This window comes from Enterobacter sp. DC4, assembly GCF_000568095.1.
Lineage (GTDB): Bacteria > Pseudomonadota > Gammaproteobacteria > Enterobacterales > Enterobacteriaceae > Enterobacter > Enterobacter pseudoroggenkampii.
Map to the genome: position 1 here is coordinate 97,392 of NZ_AZUB01000004.1, position 21,952 is coordinate 119,343.

At 56.8% G+C, this 21,952-nt stretch carries 18 protein-coding genes and 1 pseudogene; 7 read left to right on the forward strand and 12 right to left on the reverse strand.

From position 1 onward, the window contains the following. Positions 1-7: 7 nt before the first annotated feature. Together osmF and bglX are read right to left on the reverse strand one after the other, a co-directional pair. Positions 8-925, reverse strand: coding sequence for a glycine betaine ABC transporter substrate-binding protein OsmF (osmF, locus tag P349_RS11565; RefSeq protein WP_024908150.1), 918 nt, complete (start codon positions 923-925; stop codon positions 8-10). Between the two features lie 148 nt (positions 926-1,073). Then, the gene (gene bglX / locus P349_RS11560; protein WP_032646541.1) at positions 1,074-3,371 is read right to left on the reverse strand and encodes a beta-glucosidase BglX; all 2,298 of its coding nucleotides are present in this window, start codon (positions 3,369-3,371) and stop codon (positions 1,074-1,076) included. A gap of 189 nt (positions 3,372-3,560) precedes the next feature. Here bglX and dld point away from each other — a divergent pair, with 189 nt between their 5' ends. Both dld and P349_RS11550 read left to right on the forward strand, forming a co-directional pair. Then, the gene (gene dld / locus P349_RS11555) at positions 3,561-5,309 is read left to right on the forward strand and encodes a D-lactate dehydrogenase (protein WP_032646542.1); all 1,749 of its coding nucleotides are present in this window, start codon (positions 3,561-3,563) and stop codon (positions 5,307-5,309) included. 112 nt (positions 5,310-5,421) lie between these two features. After that, on the forward strand, positions 5,422-5,976 hold the full coding sequence (locus P349_RS11550; RefSeq protein ID WP_032646543.1) for a GNAT family N-acetyltransferase: 555 nt from the start codon (positions 5,422-5,424) through the stop codon (positions 5,974-5,976). Positions 5,977-6,115: 139 nt separating this feature from the next. Here the strand turns inward: P349_RS11550 and pbpG are convergent, their stop codons facing one another. Continuing rightward, entirely contained in the window at positions 6,116-7,039 is a 924-nt protein-coding gene (gene pbpG / locus P349_RS11545) for a D-alanyl-D-alanine endopeptidase (protein ID WP_024908154.1), read from the reverse strand. Positions 7,040-7,206: 167 nt separating this feature from the next. Then, the gene (locus tag P349_RS11540; protein ID WP_023312454.1) at positions 7,207-7,794 is read right to left on the reverse strand and encodes a Yip1 family protein; all 588 of its coding nucleotides are present in this window, start codon (positions 7,792-7,794) and stop codon (positions 7,207-7,209) included. Between the two features lie 157 nt (positions 7,795-7,951). On the opposite strand from P349_RS11540, the gene P349_RS11535 reads away from it, so the two are divergent. Beyond that, positions 7,952-8,524 carry a DedA family protein gene (locus tag P349_RS11535; protein ID WP_032646544.1) on the forward strand — a complete coding sequence of 191 codons (573 nt, stop codon included), beginning with the start codon at positions 7,952-7,954 and terminating at the stop codon, positions 8,522-8,524. Between the two features lie 82 nt (positions 8,525-8,606). Here P349_RS11535 and P349_RS11530 read toward each other — a convergent pair whose 3' ends face one another. From P349_RS11530 to P349_RS11495, 8 genes and pseudogenes are all read right to left on the reverse strand, one after another. Further along, positions 8,607-9,371, reverse strand: coding sequence for an SDR family oxidoreductase (locus tag P349_RS11530; RefSeq protein ID WP_081758208.1), 765 nt, complete (start codon positions 9,369-9,371; stop codon positions 8,607-8,609). Positions 9,372-9,421: 50 nt separating this feature from the next. Then, positions 9,422-10,840: a multidrug resistance outer membrane protein MdtQ gene (gene mdtQ, locus P349_RS11525; RefSeq protein WP_032646546.1), complete on the reverse strand. Its 1,419-nt coding sequence runs from the start codon at positions 10,838-10,840 to the stop codon at positions 9,422-9,424. Between the two features lie 201 nt (positions 10,841-11,041). Next, positions 11,042-12,436 (reverse strand): glycoside hydrolase family 1 protein, encoded by a 1,395-nt coding sequence (locus P349_RS11520; protein ID WP_032646547.1) that lies wholly within the window; start codon positions 12,434-12,436, stop codon positions 11,042-11,044. Between the two features lie 12 nt (positions 12,437-12,448). Beyond that, a pseudogene (bglF, locus tag P349_RS11515) lies at positions 12,449-14,409 on the reverse strand (PTS beta-glucoside transporter subunit IIABC); the annotation flags it as partial. Positions 14,410-14,439: 30 nt separating this feature from the next. Next, positions 14,440-15,273 (reverse strand): BglG family transcription antiterminator LicT, encoded by an 834-nt coding sequence (gene licT, locus P349_RS11510; protein WP_032646550.1) that lies wholly within the window; start codon positions 15,271-15,273, stop codon positions 14,440-14,442. A 166-nt stretch (positions 15,274-15,439) separates the two neighbouring features. Further along, the gene (locus tag P349_RS11505; protein ID WP_238550721.1) at positions 15,440-16,729 is read right to left on the reverse strand and encodes a carbohydrate porin; all 1,290 of its coding nucleotides are present in this window, start codon (positions 16,727-16,729) and stop codon (positions 15,440-15,442) included. Between the two features lie 358 nt (positions 16,730-17,087). Beyond that, positions 17,088-18,020, reverse strand: coding sequence for a tRNA dihydrouridine(16) synthase DusC (gene dusC / locus P349_RS11500; RefSeq protein ID WP_032646552.1), 933 nt, complete (start codon positions 18,018-18,020; stop codon positions 17,088-17,090). A gap of 41 nt (positions 18,021-18,061) precedes the next feature. Then, positions 18,062-18,859, reverse strand: a complete 798-nt coding sequence (locus tag P349_RS11495) for an AraC family transcriptional regulator (RefSeq protein WP_032646554.1) — start codon at positions 18,857-18,859, stop codon at positions 18,062-18,064. Between the two features lie 59 nt (positions 18,860-18,918). On the opposite strand from P349_RS11495, the gene P349_RS11490 reads away from it, so the two are divergent. From P349_RS11490 to cdd, 4 genes are all read left to right on the forward strand, one after another. Beyond that, entirely contained in the window at positions 18,919-19,623 is a 705-nt protein-coding gene (locus P349_RS11490) for a type 1 glutamine amidotransferase (RefSeq protein ID WP_032646555.1), read from the forward strand. A gap of 190 nt (positions 19,624-19,813) precedes the next feature. Next, on the forward strand, positions 19,814-20,209 hold the full coding sequence (locus P349_RS11485) for a CidA/LrgA family protein (RefSeq protein ID WP_014884558.1): 396 nt from the start codon (positions 19,814-19,816) through the stop codon (positions 20,207-20,209). Beyond that, the gene (locus tag P349_RS11480; RefSeq protein ID WP_024908161.1) at positions 20,206-20,901 is read left to right on the forward strand and encodes a CidB/LrgB family autolysis modulator; all 696 of its coding nucleotides are present in this window, start codon (positions 20,206-20,208) and stop codon (positions 20,899-20,901) included. Before P349_RS11485 ends, P349_RS11480 begins: the two co-directional genes overlap by 4 nt. 129 nt (positions 20,902-21,030) lie before the next feature. Next, entirely contained in the window at positions 21,031-21,915 is an 885-nt protein-coding gene (gene cdd / locus P349_RS11475; protein ID WP_032646556.1) for a cytidine deaminase, read from the forward strand. The last annotated feature ends 37 nt before the right edge of the window (positions 21,916-21,952 follow it).

The following is a 21,952-nucleotide window of genomic DNA, read 5'->3' on the forward strand; positions in this document are numbered from 1 at the left end:
TTTCCCGTTACTTCACAAGCCCTTGTTGTTTCAGGAAGTCGGCGGCCACTTTTTTGGCATCCAGCCCCTCGACGGCAATGCTGGCATTCAGCTGTTGCAGCGTTTTTTCATCCAGTTTTTCGAAGACCGGTTTGAGCCAGTCGGCAATCTCCGGATAGGCTTTCAGCACCGCCTCACGCACGACCGGGGTCGGGGCGTAAATCGGCTGTACGCCTTTAGGATCGGTCAGGGTTTGCAGGCCGAGCGCCGCCACCGGGCCGTCGGTGCCGTAGGCCATGGCCGCGTTAACGCCAGAGGTTTGCTGCGCCGCCGCTTTGATGGTCACCGCGGTATCCCCGCCCGCCAGAGAGAGCAGCTGCGCCTGGTCGAGTTTGAAGTCGTAGGCTTTTTCGAACGCCGGGAGCGCATCAGGACGCTCGATAAACTCCGCAGAGGCCGCGAGCTTGAAATCGCCCTTCTCTTTCAGGTAGCGGCTGAGATCCGCAAGCGAGGTGAGCTTGCCTTTCTCCGCCACGTCCTTGCGCACGGCGATAGTCCAGGTGTTATTGGCAGGAGCCGGGGTCAGCCAGACCAGTTTGTTCTGTTCCGCGTCGAGCTTTTTGACTTTCTCATACCCGGCGTTAGCGTTTTTCCATGCCGGATCGTTTTCTTGTTTGAAGAAGAACGCGCCGTTGCCGGTGTATTCCGGGTAGATATCCAGCTCGCCGGAGGTGATCGCGCCGCGCACGACGGGCGTGGTGCCGAGCTGAACTTTATTGACAGTTTTCACGCCGTGGCTGTCCAGCACCTGCAAAATAATATTGCCGAGCAGCGCCCCTTCGGTATCGATCTTTGAGCCCACTTTTACCGGCTCCGCCGCCTGTAGCGGCAGACTTAGCGCCGCCAGCAGCACCGCAGATCCCAACATCCCCTTTGCAATCGTCATTCTACTATCCTCATTTATTTTGCTGCCTTTTTCAGAGGCTTGAGAGAAAAGCGTAGCTTAAAACGGCAGAATTAACCGTCAAAATGCCTTTTTAGCATAAGGTAAGACGCCTCCCCCGCAGGACGGGGGGAGGCAAAGGAGGGACAGGTTACAGCAGTTCGAACTCGCCTTTATTCACGCGGGCGGAGTCCACGCCGATAAAGACGTTAAACTTGCCCGGTTCCGCGTCATATTTCATCTGCTGGTTCCAGAACTTCAGCGCATCCACGTCGATCGGGAAGCTGATGGTTTGGGTTTCGCCTGGCTTCAGGTTGACCTTCTCAAAGCCGCGCAACTGCTTCACGGGACGGCTCATCGACGCGGTGACATCCTGAACGTACATCTGAATCACCGTTGCCCCTTCGCGCTTGCCGGTGTTGGTCACCTCAACGCTGGCGGTGACTTTGCCGTCACGCTTCATCGTAGGCGCTGACATTTTCACGTCAGAGATCTTGAAGGTGGTGTAGCTCAGGCCGTAACCAAACGGATACAGCGGGCCGTTAGCTTCGTCGAAGTAACGAGACGTGTACTTGTTCGGCTTGTCGGCGTTGTACGGGCGACCGGTGTTCAGGTGGCTGTAGTAGACCGGGATTTGCCCGACGGAGCGCGGGAAGGACATCGGCAGCTTGCCCGACGGGTTGTAATCGCCAAACAGCACGTCGGCGATGGCGTTACCGCCTTCGGTACCGGCGAACCAGGTTTCCAGAATGGCGTCAGCCTGCTGGTCTTCTTTCACCAGCGCCAGCGGACGACCGTTCATCAGCACCAGCACCAGCGGCTTGCCGGTGGCTTTCAGGGCGGCGATCAGATCGCGCTGGCTCTGCGGAATGGTGATATCGGTACGGCTGGAGGCCTCGTGCGCCATACCCTGCGCTTCGCCCACCACCGCGACAACGACGTCAGACTGCTTCGCGGCATTCACCGCCTCGTCGATCATCTCCTTCGGCGTGCGTGGATCGACCTTGACCGCTTCCTCGTACTGGTTAAGGAAAGTGACGATGTCTTTATCGTTGGTGACGTTCGCCCCTTTGGCGTAGACCACTTTGGCGTTATCACCCACGGCACTCTTGATACCGGTCAGCACGGTCACCGACTGGTCAGCCACGCCTGCGGCAGACCAGCTGCCCATCACGTCGCGCTTGCTGTCGGCCAGCGGGCCCACCACGGCAATGGTGCCGGATTTTTTCAGCGGCAGCGTGTCGAGGCGGTTTTTCAGCAGCACCAGGCTTTCGCGCGCCACGTCACGCGCTTCTTTGCGGTGCAGACGGCTTTCAGCGTTGGTATCTGCCGGGTCAGACTCTTTCGGGCCCAGGTGGCTGTACGGATCGTTAAACAGCCCCATGTCGTATTTCACGTTCAGCACGTGGCGCGCGGCATCGTCCAGCTCCGCCATCGTTACCTTGCCGCTCTTCACCAGCCCCGGCAGGTATTTGCTGTAATACTCATCGCTCATGCTCATGTTGATGCCGGACTTGAGCGCCACGCGCACCGCGTCTTCCGGATCGGAGGCGGTACCGTGCTTGATCAGCTCTTTAATCGCGCCATGGTCAGAAACGGTGATGCCTTTAAAGCCCCACTGGTCGCGCAGCACGTCTTTCAGCAGCCAGGAATCGGACGTCGCTGGCGTGCCGTTCAGGGAGTTCAGCGCCACCATCACCGCCCCGCTGCCCGCATCCAGCCCTGCCTTGTACGGCGGCATGTAGTCGTTGAACAGGCGCTGCGGGCTCATGTCGACGGTGTTGTACTCTTTACCGCCTTCCACTGCGCCATAGGCCGCAAAGTGTTTGACGCTGGTCATCACCGAGTAGCGATCCGCCGGGCTTTTGCCCTGCATCGCTTCCACCATGGTTTTACCCATCGTGGAGGTTAAATACGTATCTTCACCAAAGCCTTCCGAGCCGCGGCCCCAGCGCGGATCGCGCGAGACGTCCACCATAGGTGCCCAGGTCATATTCAGGCCGTCGTCCGCCGCTTCATAAGCCGACACGCGCCCGACGGTTTTCACCGCGTCGAGGTTAAAGGAAGACGCTAAGCCGAGGCTAATCGGGAAGACGGTACGCTGGCCGTGCACCACGTCATAGGCAAAGAACAGAGGAATTTTCAGGCGGCTGAGATCCATCACCTGGTCCTGCATCTTGCGGATATCCTGGCGGGTGACGGTATTAAAGATGGCCCCTACCTGCCCGTCTTTGATCATCGCCCGGATGGCCTCTTTCGGGTTATCCGGGCCGACGCTGATAAGACGCAGCTGGCCGATTTTCTCATCGACCGTCATTTTCTTGAGCAATTCCGTGACAAACGCATCCCGTGCTTCAGGCGTGAGCGGGTGATTGCCAAACAAATCCTCTGCCAGCGCAGGTTGCAGCGCCAGGCTTACGGCGACACCTACAGAACATAGCCATTTCATGTCGTTTTACTCTCTCATCAATAACCGCCGGACGATCTCGGCCATACCGTGCGAAAAGCGCAGTGTGCCACAAACCCTCAGAACGTTGCAGGGTTATTCTCTGATTTTTCTCGTGAATACTCGACCGCTTAACAGTTAATCGCGCTATGCTTTACAGCGAGAAATTTGCCCCACCACAAGGAGTGGAAGATGTCTTCTGTTCGAACAAACGATAACACGGCTTTTATTAACGAACTGTCGCGCCTGGTTGGCTCCTCTCACCTGCTTACCGACCCGGCCAAAACCGCCCGCTACCGTAAGGGTTTCCGCTCCGGCCAGGGCGAGGCGCTGGCGGTGGTCTTCCCCGGCACGCTGCTGGAGCTGTGGCGCGTGCTGAGCGCCTGCGTCGCCGCCGACAAGATTATTTTAATGCAGGCCGCCAATACCGGCCTGACCGAAGGCTCCACGCCGAACGGCAACGATTACGATCGCGACATCGTGATTATCAGCACCCTGCGCCTCGACAAGCTGCACCTGCTGGACAAAGGCGAGCAGGTGCTCGCGTTTCCCGGCACCACGCTCTATTCCCTCGAAAAAGCGCTTAAGCCGCTGGGTCGTGAGCCGCACTCGGTGATTGGCTCCTCCTGTATTGGCGCCTCGGTGGTCGGTGGGATCTGCAACAACTCCGGCGGCTCGCTGGTGCAACGCGGCCCGGCCTATACCGAGATGTCGCTGTTTGCCCGTATTGACGAAAACGGCAAGCTGACGCTGGTCAACCATCTGGGGATCGATCTCGGCGTGACGCCGGAACAGATCCTCAGCAAGCTCGACGACGATCGCGTGAAGGACGAAGACGTGCAGCACGACGGCCGCCACGCGCACGATCACGACTACGTGACCCGCGTGCGGGATATCGACGCCGATACGCCAGCGCGCTACAACGCCGACCCGGACCGCCTGTTTGAATCCTCCGGCTGCGCCGGGAAGCTTGCCGTTTTTGCCGTGCGCCTGGATACCTTCCCGGCAGAGAAAAAGCAGCAGGTATTTTACATTGGTACCAATCAGCCTGAGGTTCTGACCGAGATCCGCCGTCATATTCTGGGTGAATTCACCCACCTGCCGGTGGCGGGCGAGTACATGCACCGGGACATTTACGACATCGCCGAGCGTTACGGCAAAGACACGTTCCTGATGATCGACAAGCTGGGCACCGACAAAATGCCGTTCTTCTTCACCATGAAGGGCCGCACCGACGCGATGCTGGAGAAAGTGTCGCTGTTCAAACCCCACTTCACCGACCGCTTTATGCAGAAGCTGGGCAACGTTTTCCCGGCGCATTTACCGGAGAGGATGAAAACCTGGCGCGATAAGTACGAACATCACCTGCTGCTGAAAATGGCCGGAGACGGGATCGCCGAAGCGCAGGCCTGGCTGACCGAGTTCTTCAAAACCGCCGAAGGGGATTTCTTTGCCTGTACGCCTGAAGAGGGCAGCAAAGCCTTCCTGCACCGCTTCGCTGCTGCGGGTGCCGCCATCCGTTACCAGGCGGTGCATTCCGAAGAGGTGGAAGATATTCTGGCGCTGGATATCGCTCTGCGGCGTAACGATACCGAGTGGTTTGAACACCTGCCGCCGGAAATCGACAGCAAGCTGGTGCACAAGCTCTATTACGGCCACTTTATGTGTTATGTCTTCCATCAGGATTACATCGTCAAAAAAGGGGTCGATGCACACGAACTGAAGGAGCAGATGCTCGCCCTTCTGCGTGAACGTGGCGCACAATATCCTGCGGAACATAACGTCGGACATCTTTATAAAGCTCCCGACGCACTTAAGCAGTTTTATCGCGAGAATGACCCTACAAACAGCATGAATCCCGGCATCGGTAAAACAACGCGGAAGAAATACTGGAAAGAAAGCACGGACGCGGAGCAGCGCATAACGCAAGCGTCTGATTAATTCCTACAGCCAAATTTGAGAGATTGTTAAGCGCTCCTTAATCGTAATAGAGTAACTGTCTGACGCCGGAGAAACGTTTCTCCGGCTTTCTATAACGAGGAGCAGGCTCATCATGTCGGCTATTGATGTTTTATCCGAGACCGAACTGGAAGTGCGCGATGCCCTTCCCGATGATGTGCATGCCATCGCCGCGATCTATGCCTGGCATGTCCTTCACGGGCGCGCGTCATTTGAAGAAGTCCCCCCCACTATCGACGAAATGCGTCATCGAATGAAAAGCGTGGCTGAGAACGGTTTACCGTGGCTTATCGCGCTGTATCGCGGCATCGTGGTGGGCTACTGCTACGCCACGCCTTACCGTCCGCGACACGCCTACCGCTATACCCTGGAAGAGTCGATTTACGTGGATGCCAGCATCACCGGGCGCGGTTTTGGTTCGGCACTGATGGATGCGCTGATTGAACGCTGCGAGCAAGGGCCGTGGCGACAGATGATTGCCGTAGTGGGAGATGGCAATAACAACGCCGGTTCGTTACGCCTGCATAAAAAACATGGCTTCGTGATTGTCGGTCAGCTGCGCAGCGTGGGCTATAAGAAAGGCGACTGGCGGGATACGGTGATTATGCAGCGCCCGCTCAACGATGGTGACTGGACGCTGCCGGAATAAAAGCAAAACGGTAACCTGGGTTACCGTTTTTAGTGTTTTCTCCCTCTCCCTGTGGGAGAGGGTCGGGGTGAGGGCATCAGCGCGCGCAGGCTTTGTAGGCCGGGTAAGGCGAAGCCGCCACCCGGCGCTGACAGACGGCTCAGTCGTTCTGCGCCGTCGCCATCTGCTCCGCTTTCTGCTTTTTATACGTCAATGCGGCGGCCGGAACGGGCTGCACTTTTCCTGTTTCAATCCAGGTACGCAGGCGGCTCGCATCCGCAAAGTGCGTGTATTTGCCGAAGGCATCCATCACCACCAGCGCCACCGGCTTACCGTTAAACACCGTGCGCATCACCAGACAGTGCCCTGCCGCATTGGTAAAACCGGTTTTCGTTAACTGAATATTCCAGTTATCACGGTAAACCAGATGGTTAGTGTTGCGGAACGGCAGCGTATAGGCCGGGTTCGCAAAGGTCGCCATCTCTTCACGGGTGGTACTGAGCTGACCAATCAGCGGGTACTGTTTGCTGGCAATCAGCAGTTTCGTCAGATCGCGGGCGGTGGAGACGTTGCTGATCGACAGACCCGTCGGTTCAACATAATGCGTATTGTTCATCCCCAGCGATTTGGCTTTGGCGTTCATTGCGCGGATAAACGCGTCGTAGCCGCCCGGATAATGGTGCGCCAGGCTCGCCGCCGCGCGGTTTTCAGACGACATCAGCGCCAGCAGCAGCATATTTTTACGGCTGATTTCACTGTTCAGCCGCACGCGGGAGTAGATTCCTTTCATCTCCGGCGTATGGCTGATGTCCACTTTCAGCTTTTCGTCCAGCGGCAGATGGGCATCAAGCACCACCATCGCGGTCATTAATTTGGTAATCGAGGCGATCGGGCGCACCAGGTCCGGATGGCTGGCGTAGATCACCTTATTGGTGTTGAGATCGACAATCATCGCGCTGCCTGAAGCAATTTGCGGTTGGGCAGCGGCAGCGGTCACCGCGGGCGTTTTGGCGACGGCCGGCACGGCAGCGGACGCACCCAGCAACAGCGCCAGGCTAAGTAAAGAGACTCGGAATTTCAGCATGGTGAGACTTCTGATAATTATTCACGCACGTCATGACGTACACCGCCTGTATCAACGGATAAACACAGGCTGGCTTCGGCATCATAGCCGTCAGCGGGCGTTGTCGCCAGAGGATAATCGTGAACAGATGCTGCATTGCTGGCATTTACGCCAGCAATGCAGTGAACTCAGAAGAGACGGTATCCATAACCCCAAAGGATCACCGTCAGCGCCAGTAGCGCCTCCAGCACCAGCACCCCGATAGCGAGTGTTGAACTGGAAAAACTCAGGCCTTCTTCTTTATTGATATTCAGGAAGGTTGGAACCCCCAGATACAGCAGATACCCGGTGTAAAAGAGGGCAATGGTACCGATCAGCGCGCACAGCCAGACCAGTGGATAGAGCGCAACAATACCGCTTAAGAACAGCGGGGTCGCGACATATCCGGCAAAGACCATACAGTGCGCCAGCGATGGACGTTGCGGGTAGTTACGCGCCATCCAGTGAATGACTCGCCCCATGACCGCCACACCCGCCAGCATCAGACCATAAAAGACGATGGCCAGATAGAGTCCGGTAAACCAGGAAAGCTGAACCACGGTGCCATCACCGAAGTTCCAGCCGATTTGTGTCGTTCCGATAAAAGCGCATATTACCGGCACCGCAGCCATCAGCAGCACATGGTGCGTGTAATGATGCGAGACCGTTTCGTTCTCACTTTTAATGACATGCATTTCACGATCGGGATGGGAGAAAAGTCCCCAGACATGGTTCATAGCGCCCCCTTGTTGTCGGCCCGTCAGCGATACCTTAAGTATAATGCAGGCTTTAGATTATTTTATGTACAGTGGGAAATTTCCGTTGATTTCCCCGCTGTTGATTCATGGGGTATATGATTAAACGAGGTACGCAGAGGGAGATAACAGTTACGTAATGGATATTAACGCACTCATTGAACAATATGGCTATGCCGCGCTGGTCATCGGTAGCGTGGCAGAAGGCGAAACCATCACCCTGTTAGGCGGCGTCGCCGCGCATCAGGGATTGCTCAAATTCCCGCTGGTCGTCGCCGCGGTCGCGCTGGGCGGGATGATTGGCGATCAACTGCTCTACTTTCTCGGGTTGCGCTTCGGGCCAACGCTGCTTAAGCGTTTCACAAAGCATCAGAAGAAAATTCGCCGCGCTCAGCGACTCATTCAACGCCACCCCTATCTGTTCGTCATTGGCACGCGCTTTATGTATGGCTTTCGCATTATCGGGCCGATACTCATTGGCGCCAGCCATCTGCCGCCAAAAATTTTCCTGCCGCTCAATATTGTGGGTGCGATTGCCTGGGCGCTGATCTTTACGACGCTCGGTTATGTGGGGGGCGAAGTGATTGCGCCCTGGCTGCATAATCTCGACCAGCATCTCAAGCACTGGGCGTGGCTGATTCTGGTGGTCGTGGCGGTGATTGGGGTTCGACTGTGGCTGAAGCAACGGGAAAAGAGGCGGGATGAGGAGTGAGTGCGGCCTGATGCCCTCACCCTAACCCTCTCCCACAGGGAGAGGGAACTAAAAACACCCTCTCTCACAGGGAGAGGGGAACCTACCCCTCCGGCTTAAACTGCGGGTTCGCCAGCATAAAGCCCCCGTCGACGATAAACGATTGCCCCGTCGTGTAGCTGGCGTCGCTGTCGCACAGCCACGCGACCAGGCTGGCAATCTCTTTGGTATGGCCCGGCCTTGCCAGCGGGATTTCCGGCATTGAACCGTCCTTCACTTCGCTGTCGTCCATGTCATTCATCGGCGTGGCAATGGCACCCGGCGCGACGGCGTTGACCAGAATATTGTGCTTAACCAGCTCCATCGCCATGGATTTGGTTAACCCGCCGAGCGCGTGTTTCGCCGCCGTATAGGCGCTGGCCTCAGGAAGCGGCGTGTGCTCATGCACCGAAGTGATGTTTACAATCCGCCCCCCTTTCCCCTGCTTCACCATCTGCCTTGCGGCAATTTGTGAACAGAGAAACGCGCCGTCCACGTCGACGGTGAAAATGTTCCGCCAGTCGTCAAACGGCATCTCGAGGAACGGCGCTTTGGTCATCGCCCCGGCATTATTGACCAGCACGTCCAGCCGACCAAAACGCGCAATCAGCATTTCAATAGCCTCAGCGCCTTCCGGCAGCGTGCTTAAATCAAGATGGATAGCCTCCGCGCGCTGCCCCTGCGCTTCGACTTCGCGGCAGGTTTCCAGCGCCCCTTTCTCATCCGAGTGCCAGGTGACGCCAATATCAAACCCGCGCTCAGCCAGCATCAGGGCCGTGGTTTTCCCAATCCCGGAATCCGATGCGGTAACAATCGCTACTCTGGTCATACTCACCTCCTGAAAAACTGCAAAGAGGTAAGTATAGATAATGGCCTTTTTTAGCCATGATGATAGCCACCGCCCAGCGCCGAGGTCAGCTGCAGGGTAGCGTCGACATATTGCCCCTTCAGCAGCACTCCTTCGAGGTGCTCTTTGAGGGCCGGTATTCTGGCTTCACTGACACGGGAGCCCGCAATAATCCCCGCGCTGAAACGCGCCTGTGCCAGCGCCACAACCCGTGCCGCATCTTTTTCAACCTGCTGCTGTTGGCTGTTCTTCGCCATCAGCGTTTCGACTTCGCTGGCGGTGCGTGCCACCTGATTGACGGCCTCCACCACCGCTTTGTTGTAGTTGGCTACCGAGAGGTTGTTCTGCGCCTGGGCGATATCCAGGCTGGCGTTCAGCCTGCCGCTGTCAAAAATCGGCAGCGTCAGCCCGGCGGTGACGCCCATCTGCTGCGCGGATGAACGGAACAGATCGCTCAGGTGGAGGGCATCCTGCTGTAAGAACGCCATCAGGTTCACGTCAGGATAGAACGCCGCTCTGGCGGCCTCCACTTCGCTCATGGAGGCTTCGATATACCAGTGCGCCTCCTGAAGATCTGGACGGCGTGCCAGCAGTTCATATCCGAGCGTCGACGGTAACGAGGCTTCCACCGTCGGCAAGGCGTGCCGCGTTAGCTTCACGGAGGAGGAGTTCGTCAGCGCGACCAGACGCGCCTCTATGGCTTTCATCTTTCCGTTGACCTCGGCCAGCTTCTCTTCGGTTTTGCTGGCGTTGATATCCGTTTCGACACCCTCCACGGAGGAGGTGATGCCGTGCTGATACAGTTCGCGGTCGGCACCGATAATATTGTCCTGCTCATGTTTGATCTGCGCGAGAACCTCCCCCGCGGCGGCCTGAGTTTGCCACTCCCAGTAGAGCCGCGCCACGCTGCTGGCCAGCAGCTGACGGGTCTGCTCCAGCTCCGCTTTTTGCGCATTCACTTTGCCAATCCGGGCTTCGACCTGCGCGCGATTTTTACCCCACAGATCGAGATCCCAGCCTGCGGTCAGGCCAAAGGTGCCGTTGGTGTACCACGGCCCGGTGGTCCCTGCCGCCGGGTCGGTAATGGCAAAGGGCCCCATCAGCCCTTCGGCGGACATTTTCTGGCGTTCAGCATCGGCGGAAAAATCAATTTGCGGACCGTCGGCAGCCATAGTGGCTTTTGCCTGGGCTTCGGCAAGCGTAATCCGCTGACGGGCAATCTGCATATCCGGCGCATCGCTTAATGCTTTTGCAATCAGCGAATTAAGTTCAGGATCGTTATATGCTTTCCACCACTCATTTTTCGGCCAGTCCTGATGAGCCAGAACCGTATTTACCGACGCCGCCGTGGTTTGCGTTTTAATGGGAGATACCGTGGCATGTTCAGGCGCGCAGGCAGCCAGAATAAATGCAAAGGGAACACTCAGAGATAAAATAAAAGAACGTTTCATTACGCCATATACTCAAAAAATAAAGGCGCAAATTACGCTTGATTCTGTTTGTTTTTTTAGTAATGCGTGGCAAAGCGTAAATTGTCATAGATTTAAATATACGGAAAAGTATTCACCGGAATTATTATTTAAATTTAATTATGTAAATAAAAAATAATCAACCCGACAGCGTGAACGTCCCCTGTCAGGTTGATCGCGTTATTAAACTTTCAGCGACGCGCCTTTCGTCGCAATAACCTCTTTATACCAGTAGAAGCTTTTCTTCCGGCTGCGCGCCAGCGTACCTTTTCCACTGTCATCGCGATCGACGTAAATAAAGCCGTAGCGCTTAGAGAGTTCAGCTTTTGATGCGCTCACCAGGTCGATTGGCCCCCAGCTGGTATAGCCCATCACCTCAACGCCGTCTTCGATCGCTTCACGCACCTGCACCAGATGGTCGTTAAGGTAGCTGATGCGGTAGTCATCCTGCACCGTGCCGTCCGCGTCCGGTTTATCCTTTGCTCCCAGACCATTTTCCACGATAAACAGCGGCTTCTGATAGCGATCCCAGAGCACGTTTAGCAGGGTACGCAGGCCGATGGGGTCAATCTGCCAGCCCCATTCGGAACTGGCCAGATGCGGGTTTGGCACCATGTTCAGGATGTTGCCGCGCGCCTGCTGGTTGAGGGCGTCGTCCGCGGTGACGCAACCCGTCATGTAGTAGCTGAAGGAGATAAAATCGACGGTCGATTTCAGCGCCTCGCGGTCGGCGTCCGTGACCTCAAGCTGAATACCGTTGTCGCGGAAGAAGCGCTGCATATACCCCGGGTAGGCACCGCGACACTGTACGTCACCAAAGAATTGCCAGGCGCGGTTTTCCTGCAGTGTTTCCAGAACATCTTCCGGCTTGCAGGTCAGCGGATACATCAGACCGCCCAGCAGCATATTGCCAATTCTGCCATCAGGAACGATCTCATGGCAGGCCTTCACCGCCAGCGCGCTGGCCACCAGCTGATGGTGGATCGCCTGATACACTTCGCCTTTGCTGCTGGTTTCCGGCAGGCCCACGCCGGTCATCGGCGCGTGCAGAGACATATTGATCTCGTTGAAGGTCAGCCAGAGCTTGACCTTTTCTTTGTAGCGCGCAAACACGGTACGGGCGTAGCGCTCGAAGAACCCAATAGTCTGGCGGCTGCCCCATCCGCCGTACTGCTTCACCAGCCCCCACGGCATTTCGTAATGCGAAAGCGTCACCAGCGGGGTAATGTTGTGCGCGGCCAGCTCGTCAAACAGCCGGTCGTAAAACGCCAGCCCCGCCTCGTTCGGCTGCTGCTCGTCGCCGTTCGGAAAAATGCGGGTCCAGGCAATGGAGACGCGCAGGCAGCTAAAGCCCATCTCCGCGAACAGTTTGATGTCTTCCGGATAGCGATGATAGAAGTCGATGGCAACATCCTTGATGCCGCTGTCGCCCGCCACGCGCTCAACCACCGGGCCGAAGACCCCCTGCGGCTGAACGTCAGAGGTGGACAGCCCTTTCCCCTCCTCCAGATACGCGCCCTCTACCTGATTCGCGGCAACCGCGCCGCCCCATAAAAAATCGTCCGGGAAAGTTTTCATCACGTTCTCCTGTTATTGATGGCTTACGCTGAGTAACGGCGCACCAGCATTGACGGACGTTGCCGCCACGGTCACCACGTCGCGATACTCATCGCTGTTACTGATAATAATCGGGGTCGCCAGATCGTATCCGGCATCGATAATCGCCTGTCGGTCAAACTCCAGCAGCAGATCGCCGGGCTGCACCGTGTCACCGACCTTCACATGGGCAGTAAACGGCTTGCCGTCGAGCTTCACGGTGTCGATACCCACATGGATCAACACTTCGATTCCGCTGTTACTGAGCAGGCCAATGGCGTGTTTGGTCTGGAACAGCGAGGCCACCACGCCAGCAAACGGGGCAACCACTTTGTTATCGGAGGGAATAATCGCGGCGCCGCTACCCAGCAGGCCGCTGGCAAAGGTGGTATCCAGCACCTGGTCGAGCGCAAGAACGGTACCGGTCATCGGTGATAGCACATCGTTTTCGCTCGCGGTGACCACCCCTTCTGGCGCGGTGTTTCCTGGCATACCGGCGACCAGCGTCAGGCCGCAGCTCAGCACCAGCGCCACCACCGTACCGATAATGCCGCCCCACAGCGTGGCGTCCACGCCGCCCGGCGGGATCATCTGGGCGACAGTAAAGATATTGGCGAAGCCGAAAGAGTAAACGTGGGTGTCACTAAAGCCGACAATCGCTCCGCCGATAGCGCCTGCCACGCAGCCAAAAATAAACGGACGGCGCAGCGGCAGGTTTACGCCATACACTGCGGGTTCGGTGATACCGAAAACTCCTGCCGTCACGGATGAACCGGCCAGCATTTTCTGACGCGCATTGCGGGTACGCAGGAAAATGCCCAGTGCCGCCCCCACCTGGCCGAACACCGCAGGCAAGAGCATCGGCAGCATGGAGTCATGCCCCAGCACCGCCAGGTTGTTGATCATCAGCGGCACCAGTCCCCAGTGCAGGCCAAAAATGACGCAGACCTGCCACAGCGCGCCCATCGCCGCGCCCGCCAGCCACGGTGCCAGAACGTAAATACTCTGATAACCGTTCGCCAGCATCTGGCTCAGCCAGGTCGCCAGCGGCCCGATAACGAGGAAAGTCAGCGGCACGGTCACGGCAAGACAGATCAGCGGCGCGAAGAAGTTTTTCATTGAGGAAGGCAGCAGCCTGGTGCTCTGCTTTTCCAGCCAGCAGCTTACCCACGAGGCGAGAATAATCGGGATCACCGACGAGCTGTAGTTGAACCAGGTGACGGGAATGCCCAAAAAGGCTTCCGACACCGCGCCCGGCTGCTGACTGGCGTTGAACGCCGCAATCATTACCGGATGGGTGAGCGCCCCGCCGATCACCATGGTAATAAACGGGTTGCCGCCGAACTTTTTCCCGGCGGTATAGCCCAGCACCAGCGGGAAGAAGAAGAACAGCGCGTCGCTGGCAGCAAACCAGATTTTGTAGGTGCCGCTCTCGGTGCTGAGCCAGCCGCACACCACGGCCAGGGCCAGCAGCCCTTTCAGAATACCGGACGCGGCCAGAATGCCGATAAACGGGGTGAAGATCCCGGAGACGATGTCGATCAGGCGACCCAGCAGGTTGCCCTTGTCGCCCTTCTCTTCCACGGCTGGCGCGTCATCGGTAAGGCCTGCTTCATTGCGCACCGCCTGCCACACGTCGTGAACGTGGTTGCCAATCACCACCTGAAACTGGCCGCCGCTTTCGACCACCATGATCACGCCCGGGTTTTTCTTCAGCCCTTCCGCATCCGCCCGTTGATTCTCTTTTAGTTTGAAGCGAAGCCGGGTGGCGCAGTGTACAAGACTGACGATGTTCTCTTTTCCGCCAACGTGGCCGAGAATATCCTTCGCTAAAGCCTGGTATTCCATCTCGATTTCCTTACATCCGATGCCTGCAGGCACCTGTTGACTGAGTACAAAAAATAAAAAAACCCGAGAACGACCTTCTTACGAAGGCCGCGCTCAGGTTTTGCCTGCGTGACGCAGTAACAATCCTGTTTTGAGGCTTAACGCCCCTCTTTTCTCACCCGCTCGATATGAATGGCGAGGAACATAATTTCTTCGGTTGTCAGCTCGCGCTGATAGCTTTTGTTCAGGTGCTGCGCGATTTTCTCGGCGCATTTCCACGCCTTCGCGTAGTTGTCTTTTACTGCCGTATGCAGCGAGACATCGTCATCTTCCACCACCGTGCGGGTGAGCATCCGCTGGGCAAAAAACTTCAGGTGGGTGACAAAACGCTGATAGCTGAGCGAGTCTTCATCGTACTCAAGCTGCAGCTGATACTTCACCAGCTGCAGGATCTCCTGCATCACCCGCGTCACGTGCATCACTTCCGGCATTTCGCTGTTCAGCTGCGCGGTGACCAGATGCAGCGCGATAAAACCGGCCTCATCCTCCTCCAGTTCGACGTTCAGGCGTCTGGCAATAATGGCCCGCGCCTCCTGCCCTAATTCGAACTCCTTCGGATACAGCCGTTTAATATCCCAAAGCAGCACGTTTTTGATGGCCAGCCCGTTCTTCTGCCGCTCAATCGCAAAGTAGCAGTGATCGGTGAGAGTGATATACAAGCTCTCCTGCAGCTTGCCCAGCCGCTGCGCCGCCAGCTCGATGATGCGGTCGCAGGTGGTCATCACCTCCAGCGGAATTTGACTCAGCAGCTCTCCGAGCCGACGCACCAGTTCATCGCTTTGTAACGCAAACACCTTTTCAACCAACGCGGTATCCAGCGCTTCACCGACGCGCTTCTGAAAGGCCAGCCCACGGCCCATCACCACCTGTTCGCGCCCGCGCTCATCCTGAACAACCACCACGTTATTATTGAGTATCTTGGCGATTTTCATCTGAACCCCAGAAACAAAAAAACCTGACCTCCGGCAGATGCCAGAAAATCAGGTTTTGCCTGCATAAGCAGTAACAATCCAGTTCTGGCACTCTATCAGTTTCATTCGTAGCCTCAATGCGTCACGCGTCAGAAACGTGACGCGGATCGAACTTGCTACGGTGATATCAGAAGGTCACCACCGTTTTCAGCTCGGTGACCCAGGCATCCTGGGTGCGACTGACCCCGCCGGGATGGTGCCAGTACTGAATGCCTGGCTGCAGTTCAAGCCATGACACCGGACGAAAACGGTAGTAAAACTCGCCGTTCAGGGAATGGCCCGGCACCGGGTGATATGCCGGATTGTCATAATCGCTTACGCCGCTCAGGCTGTTCAGGTAACGCTGGTTGCGGGCGTACTGGCTGCTCATATCAATCCAGGTTAAGCCAAAGCCAATCCAGTCTTCCGGTCGCGCATCAAACAGCCCGCGGTAGCGCAGCGAGGCGGCGTATACCTGGTGCATGTAGTTACTGCTCTGATCCGCAAGGCTCATGCTGAACGAGGTACTCAACCCGCGATTCGGATCATCCTGATGCTGCGTTAGCTGCTGGTTCAGTCCGGCGTACATAAACCAGGTCCGGCTGTGCGTATCGAATCCGTCCGGGTCCGTCGCCCCCGCCCCACCGGATTTGCCGCGATAGAGATCGGTTTGCGGCGCGTTGGTAAACACCACGCCCAGGTTGTATGCGCCCGGCAGGCCGTTAATCAGCGGACGCGCTTCGATTTCAACCGGCAGTAAGATCCCTTTGCTGCCCTTCGTCGACCAGCTCCACGCATGGTTGCGGCTGGCGGCCTGCGGATTCTGCTCCATCACGCCGCCCTTCAGGGTTAGCGTCGGCGTGAGTTTATACGCAAGCGTGGTGCCCCAGGTGTGCACGTTCCAGTTGTTCCAGGTCAGCGAGTTGGCTGACTTCCCGCCGCACTGGGACAGCAGCTGGAAATCACAGGGGATAATTTGATCGAAGGTTTGTACCTTGTTCATCATCCCGATGCGCCAGGTCAGCCGCCGGTCGTCAAAGCTGCGGGCAAAGGTCAGCCAGCCCAGACGGGTAATCGACTGCCCGCCCCAGCTCTCCTGGGTCAGATCGTTGAAGTTGACGCGCGGGTCCTGCACGCGTTTGGTGGTGAGATCGTCATTGTGGTTGCGGTTGACGATGTTCCCCTCAATACGCGCGTCCGGGATACCGGTCCAGCGCTCCAGATCCTGGTTGAAGGTCAGCGCGAACTGGTCAATATAGGCCACGTGGGAGTCGTGGTTATATCCACCGCCGCCGTTCCAGCCAATTTCATTCAGATATCCGAGATTATAGGTAAAACCGTTATTGTTAAGGATTTTACGTATGCCGAGCATTTCGCCGAGAACAGGCTCCGGCGGAGCTTCAAACCCTAATACCGTACCATTCCAGTCTTGCGCCATCGACAGCGGGGATATCGCCAATAAGGCGAGCGCATAGAGTTTATTTTTATATGCCATAATAACAACCTGTGATTGAGTATTGAGTGCGTAACCGGCCGCAGGAAATTTTTCTATTTCCTGTCGATAATTCATTTTTTAAAATCATTAAAAAGCGCTAAGCCAAATGTCTCTCCTGCGTAAACGACAGGCAAAAAAAAACCTAAGCGCTCCACAGCGAAAATGCTGTGAAACGCTTAGGTTTTGCCTGTTAACCAGTAACAATCCTGCGTTGAAAACAGTGACACCTTAACACCGTCGCGCCACGTTGAAAACCGGAACTGTTTTCTGTTTTAAAAAAGTGTGAGCAATTTAACGCTTATTATTTGGACTGAATCACCCGCGCAATATCAGCCGACGTCTGTAAAGTACGAATCTCCTGAAATAACCCCAGCGCTTCATCATACTCTTTGCGTAAATAACTCAGCCACTGCTTAATTCGCGCGACGTGATACAAACCGGTGTCGCCCTGCTTTTCCAGACGGCTGTATTTTTGCAGCAGCGTGACGACGTCTGCCCACGGCATACGCGGTTCGTTATATTTCACCACCCGGCTGAGGTTCGGCACATTCAGTGCGCCGCGGCCAATCATGACCGCATCGCAGCCGGTGGCCTGCAGACAGGCCTGCGCGCTCTCGTAGTCCCAGATTTCGCCGTTGGCGATCACCGGAATGGTGAGGCGTTTGCGGATCTCACCGATCGCCTGCCAGTTAATGCGATCGGCTTTGTAGCCATCTTCTTTGGTACGGCCATGCACCACCAGCTCAGTGGCCCCGGCCTGCTGCACCGCATCGGCGATTTCAAACTGCCGCGCGTCGCTGTCCCACCCAAGGCGCACCTTAACCGTCACCGGCAAATGCGAAGGCACGGCCTCGCGCATGGCTTTCGCGCCGCGGTAAATCAGCTCAGGATCTTTCAGCAAGGTCGCCCCGCCGCCGCTGCCGTTGACCAGCTTCGACGGGCAGCCGCAGTTGAGATCCACCCCGTAAGAGCCCAGCTCAACCGCGCGGGCGGCGTTTTCCGCCAGCCATTCCGGATACTGGCCGAGCAGCTGAATACGCACCAGCGTGCCGGAAGAGGTCCGGCTGTGGTTGTGCAGCTCGGGACACAGTCGGAAGAAGGATTTTACCGGCAACAGCATATCGACCACGCGCAGAAACTCCGTCACGCAGAGATCGTAATCGTTCACCTCGGTCAGAAGCTCGCGCACGAGGGAGTCGAGCACGCCTTCCATTGGGGCCAGTAAAACACGCATAGCAGTACCTGTGAAAAAAGACGCGCTATAGTAGCCGCTCTCTATATCGCTGGGAAGCGCTTCTGTTCAGGCAGAAAGTCACCCGGCGTTGCCCCAACAATGGCGCGAAACGCCGCCGCAAATGCCGCCGGGCCGGAAAAGCCCAGCATCCAGGCCACCTGCTTAACCGGGTATCCGTTGGCGAGCAGGTCCAGCGAGGCACAAATCCTGGCACGCTGTCGCCAGGCCCGGAAGCTAAAGCCGGTATCGTTGATAAACGCGCGTGAAAACGTGCGTTCAGACATCGCGGCCCGTTCCGCCAGCCTTTCCAGAGAAAGATCCCAGAGATTGTTGGCAATGATGTCACAGGCAACGCGATGTAAGCGCTCATCAACGGGCATCGGTAATTCGGCCGAGATTTGCTGAGCTTCACTGAGGATATCGAGCAGCAAAACGGCCATGCTGCGCTGACTGGCTGGCCGGTATTCCGCGCTGAACAGCCCGGCAATCAGCTCTTTGAACAACGCTGTGGCCATAATCACATGAACCTCGTCTTTCCGTTTAAAAGGCTCGCATTGCGCTATCAGCGCCGGGCTAAACCAGACCGCGCGCAACTCCGTTGTGGATAACACGCTGTAGGTATGCTCCTGAAAGGGAGGGATCCACAGCGCGCGCTGTGGCGGTATGACCCAGCGTTTGCTGCCGGTTTCGACCAGCATGACCCCTTTGATGGCAAACAAAAGTTGTCCCTGCGAATGGTGGTGAGGCGGATCGACTTCGCCGCGCGTATAGCGAATTGCCCCTCTTGACCATCCGATAGCATCGTCGTGAATTGGCGTTTTATCGATAACGGTTGGCATTTCACATTTCCCCCTTCCTCTTATGATGCTGCTTGTACACGTAACCAGAGAGAGACGCAATGCACATCCATTTTATTATTCATGAACATTTCGAGGCACCTGGCGCCTATGAAATCTGGGGGAAAAGTCGCGGCTGCAGTCTGAGCTACACCAGAGTGTATCAGGGCGATTCGTTACCTGAGGAACTGGAGAACATAGACCTGCTTATCATCATGGGAGGCCCGCAGTTGCCCGCCACCACGCGTGAGGAATGCCCCTGGTTTGATGCGCAGGCGGAAAAGGCACTCATCAGCCGCGCGATAGAGGCAGGTAAAACGGTGATAGGCGTTTGTCTGGGCTCGCAGCTTATCGGTGAAGCGCTGGGCGCAGCGTTTTGTCATAGCCCGGAAAAAGAGATCGGCAAATTTCCCGTCAGGCTCACAGATGCAGGCAAGGCGAACCCGCTGTTTGAGGACTTTGGCAGCGTGCTGAACGTCGGTCACTGGCATAACGATATGCCTGGGTTGACGTCGCAGGCTAAGGTTCTGGCTTACAGCGAGGGCTGTCCCCGCCAGATCGTGCAATACAGCGAACGGGTTTACGGTTTCCAGTGCCATATGGAGCTAACGCCGGAGCTGGTAGAGTTGCTGATTGAGCATTCGCAGAGTGACCTCCGCCGCGCGGAAGAATTCCGTTTTGTCGAAACGGCAGAAAAACTCCGCTCGCATGATTATTGCGAAATGAACCAGGTGCTGTTTTCTTTTCTCGATAAACTGACCGCCTGACGCTGATGCCTTCTCTGGCACGCCGTTTCGCCAGCGCAATCCCTTTCCTCTAAACTGTAGCCTGCACCGGTAAGGTGATACCGGACGTTCCATTCCGGAATGTCTGGTATGCTCAAAATTCATGATGTGATACATGGCACATTTTTAGGTTTAATTGTATGATGAATGCGTTTCAGCAAGGACTATCACCATGAGCAAATCATTGAACATTATCTGGCAATATCTGCGCGCATTCGTCCTGATTTACGCCTGTCTGTATGCCGGGATTTTCATCGCGTCGCTGCTGCCCATCACCATCCCCGGCAGCATTATCGGCATGCTGATCCTCTTCGTTTTGCTGGCGCTGCAAATCCTGCCCGCAAAATGGGTCAACCCCGGCTGCTTCGTCCTCATTCGCTATATGGCGCTGCTTTTCGTACCTATCGGCGTCGGGGTCATGCAGTATTTTGATTTGCTCAAGGCCCAGTTCGGCCCGATCGTGGTCTCCTGCGCGGTCAGTACGCTGGTGGTTTTCCTGGTGGTGAGCTGGAGTTCACATCTGGTGCATGGCGAACGTAACGTGATTGGGGAGAAAACAAAAAAATGATGGCCAATATCTGGTGGTCCCTGCCGCTCACCCTGGCAGTGTTCTTCGCCGCGCGCAAGCTTGCCGCACGTTTCAAAATGCCGTTGCTGAACCCGCTGCTGGTGGCAATGGTGGTGATTATCCCGTTCCTGCTGCTCACCGGTATTCCTTACGAACGCTACTTTGCCGGCAGCAAAATTTTAAACGACCTGCTGCAGCCCGCTGTCGTTGCGCTCGCCTTTCCTTTATACGAGCAGCTGCACCAGATCCGCGCCCGCTGGAAATCCATTATTACCATCTGTTTTGTCGGCAGCCTGGTGGCGATGATCACCGGTACGTCGGTGGCGCTGTTGATGGGGGCCTCGCCGCAAATTGCCGCCTCTATTCTGCCTAAATCGGTGACCACGCCTATCGCGATGGCGGTTGGGGGCAGCCTCGGCGGTATTCCGGCCATCAGCGCGATGTGCGTCATTTTCGTCGGTATTCTCGGCGCGGTGTTTGGTCACACCCTGCTGAACGCGATGCGTATTCATACTAAAGCGGCACGGGGGCTCTCGATGGGCACCGCCTCCCACGCCCTGGGCACGGCCCGCTGCGCGGAGCTGGATTATCAGGAAGGGGCGTTTAGCTCCCTGGCGCTGGTGATCTGCGGGATTATCACCTCCCTGCTGGCCCCGTTCATTTTCCCGCTTATTCTGGCGGTGATGGGCTAAAATTTGCGATGCGTCGCGCAAATTTCATTTTGATTTCATGAGTTGCACACATAATGAGAAGTGGATCACATATAAAGCCCTAACGGCTCCGTAAACTACCGATCCATTAACCTTTATGAGGCAAACGCCATGCACCCACGTTTTCAAGCTGCTTTCGCCCAGCTTGCAGAGAATTTGCAGTCAGCCCTTGCTCCGGTTCTGGCAGATGCACACTTCCCCGCCCTGCTGACCGCGGAGCAGGTCACGATGCTGAAACAGGCAACGGGACTGGACGAAGACGCGCTGGCTTTCGCACTGCTTCCTCTGGCTGCTGCCTGCGCGCGGGCCGATCTCTCCCACTTCAACGTCGGGGCCATTGCGCGCGGCGTCAGCGGCACCTGGTACTTCGGCGGCAACATGGAGTTCCTGGGCGCAACCATGCAGCAGACCGTTCACGCCGAGCAGAGCGCCATCAGCCACGCCTGGCTGCGCGGTGAAAAAGCCCTGAGCGCCATTACCGTTAACTACACCCCCTGCGGTCACTGCCGTCAGTTTATGAACGAGCTGAACAGCGGGCTGCAGCTGCGCATCAACCTGCCAGGCCGCGCGCCGCACACGCTGGGGGATTATCTGCCTGACGCGTTTGGCCCGAAAGATCTGGAGATCAAAACCCTGCTGATGGACGAGCAGAACCACGGTTTCGCCCTGTCCGGCGATGACCTGAGCCAGGCGGCGATTGCCGCCGCCAACAAGAGCCACACGCCGTACAGCAAGTCCCCGAGCGGTGTGGCGCTGAAGTGCCGCGATGGCCGAATCTTTACCGGCAGCTATGCGGAAAACGCCGCATTTAATCCAACGCTGCCGCCGCTGCAGGGCGCACTCAACCTGCTGAGCCTGAACGGCTACGATTATCCGGACATTCAGCGCGCCATTCTGGCCGAGATTGCCGATGCGCCGCTGATCCAGTGGGATGCCACCGCCGCAACGCTCAAAGCGTTAGGCTGTACGACAATTGACCGCGTACTGCTGGCGTAATCCTTCCGGCGGGCAGAAATGCCCGCCAGTTTGCTGA

Excerpts from the sequence above, each read along its gene's own strand:
- osmF (WP_024908150.1), bottom strand. The coding sequence starts at position 925 with ATGACGATTGCAAAGGGGATGTTGGGATCTGCGGTGCTGCTGGCGGCG.
- bglX (WP_032646541.1), bottom strand. The coding sequence starts at position 3,371 with ATGAAATGGCTATGTTCTGTAGGTGTCGCCGTAAGCCTGGCGCTGCAA.
- dld (WP_032646542.1), top strand. The coding sequence starts at position 3,561 with ATGTCTTCTGTTCGAACAAACGATAACACGGCTTTTATTAACGAACTG.
- P349_RS11550 (WP_032646543.1), top strand. The coding sequence starts at position 5,422 with ATGTCGGCTATTGATGTTTTATCCGAGACCGAACTGGAAGTGCGCGAT.
- pbpG (WP_024908154.1), bottom strand. The coding sequence starts at position 7,039 with ATGCTGAAATTCCGAGTCTCTTTACTTAGCCTGGCGCTGTTGCTGGGT.
- P349_RS11540 (WP_023312454.1), bottom strand. The coding sequence starts at position 7,794 with ATGAACCATGTCTGGGGACTTTTCTCCCATCCCGATCGTGAAATGCAT.
- P349_RS11535 (WP_032646544.1), top strand. The coding sequence starts at position 7,952 with ATGGATATTAACGCACTCATTGAACAATATGGCTATGCCGCGCTGGTC.
- P349_RS11530 (WP_081758208.1), bottom strand. The coding sequence starts at position 9,371 with ATGACCAGAGTAGCGATTGTTACCGCATCGGATTCCGGGATTGGGAAA.
- mdtQ (WP_032646546.1), bottom strand. The coding sequence starts at position 10,840 with ATGAAACGTTCTTTTATTTTATCTCTGAGTGTTCCCTTTGCATTTATT.
- P349_RS11520 (WP_032646547.1), bottom strand. The coding sequence starts at position 12,436 with ATGAAAACTTTCCCGGACGATTTTTTATGGGGCGGCGCGGTTGCCGCG.
- licT (WP_032646550.1), bottom strand. The coding sequence starts at position 15,273 with ATGAAAATCGCCAAGATACTCAATAATAACGTGGTGGTTGTTCAGGAT.
- P349_RS11505 (WP_238550721.1), bottom strand. The coding sequence starts at position 16,729 with ATGGCGCAAGACTGGAATGGTACGGTATTAGGGTTTGAAGCTCCGCCG.
- dusC (WP_032646552.1), bottom strand. The coding sequence starts at position 18,020 with ATGCGTGTTTTACTGGCCCCAATGGAAGGCGTGCTCGACTCCCTCGTG.
- P349_RS11495 (WP_032646554.1), bottom strand. The coding sequence starts at position 18,859 with ATGCCAACCGTTATCGATAAAACGCCAATTCACGACGATGCTATCGGA.
- P349_RS11490 (WP_032646555.1), top strand. The coding sequence starts at position 18,919 with ATGCACATCCATTTTATTATTCATGAACATTTCGAGGCACCTGGCGCC.
- P349_RS11485 (WP_014884558.1), top strand. The coding sequence starts at position 19,814 with ATGAGCAAATCATTGAACATTATCTGGCAATATCTGCGCGCATTCGTC.
- P349_RS11480 (WP_024908161.1), top strand. The coding sequence starts at position 20,206 with ATGATGGCCAATATCTGGTGGTCCCTGCCGCTCACCCTGGCAGTGTTC.
- cdd (WP_032646556.1), top strand. The coding sequence starts at position 21,031 with ATGCACCCACGTTTTCAAGCTGCTTTCGCCCAGCTTGCAGAGAATTTG.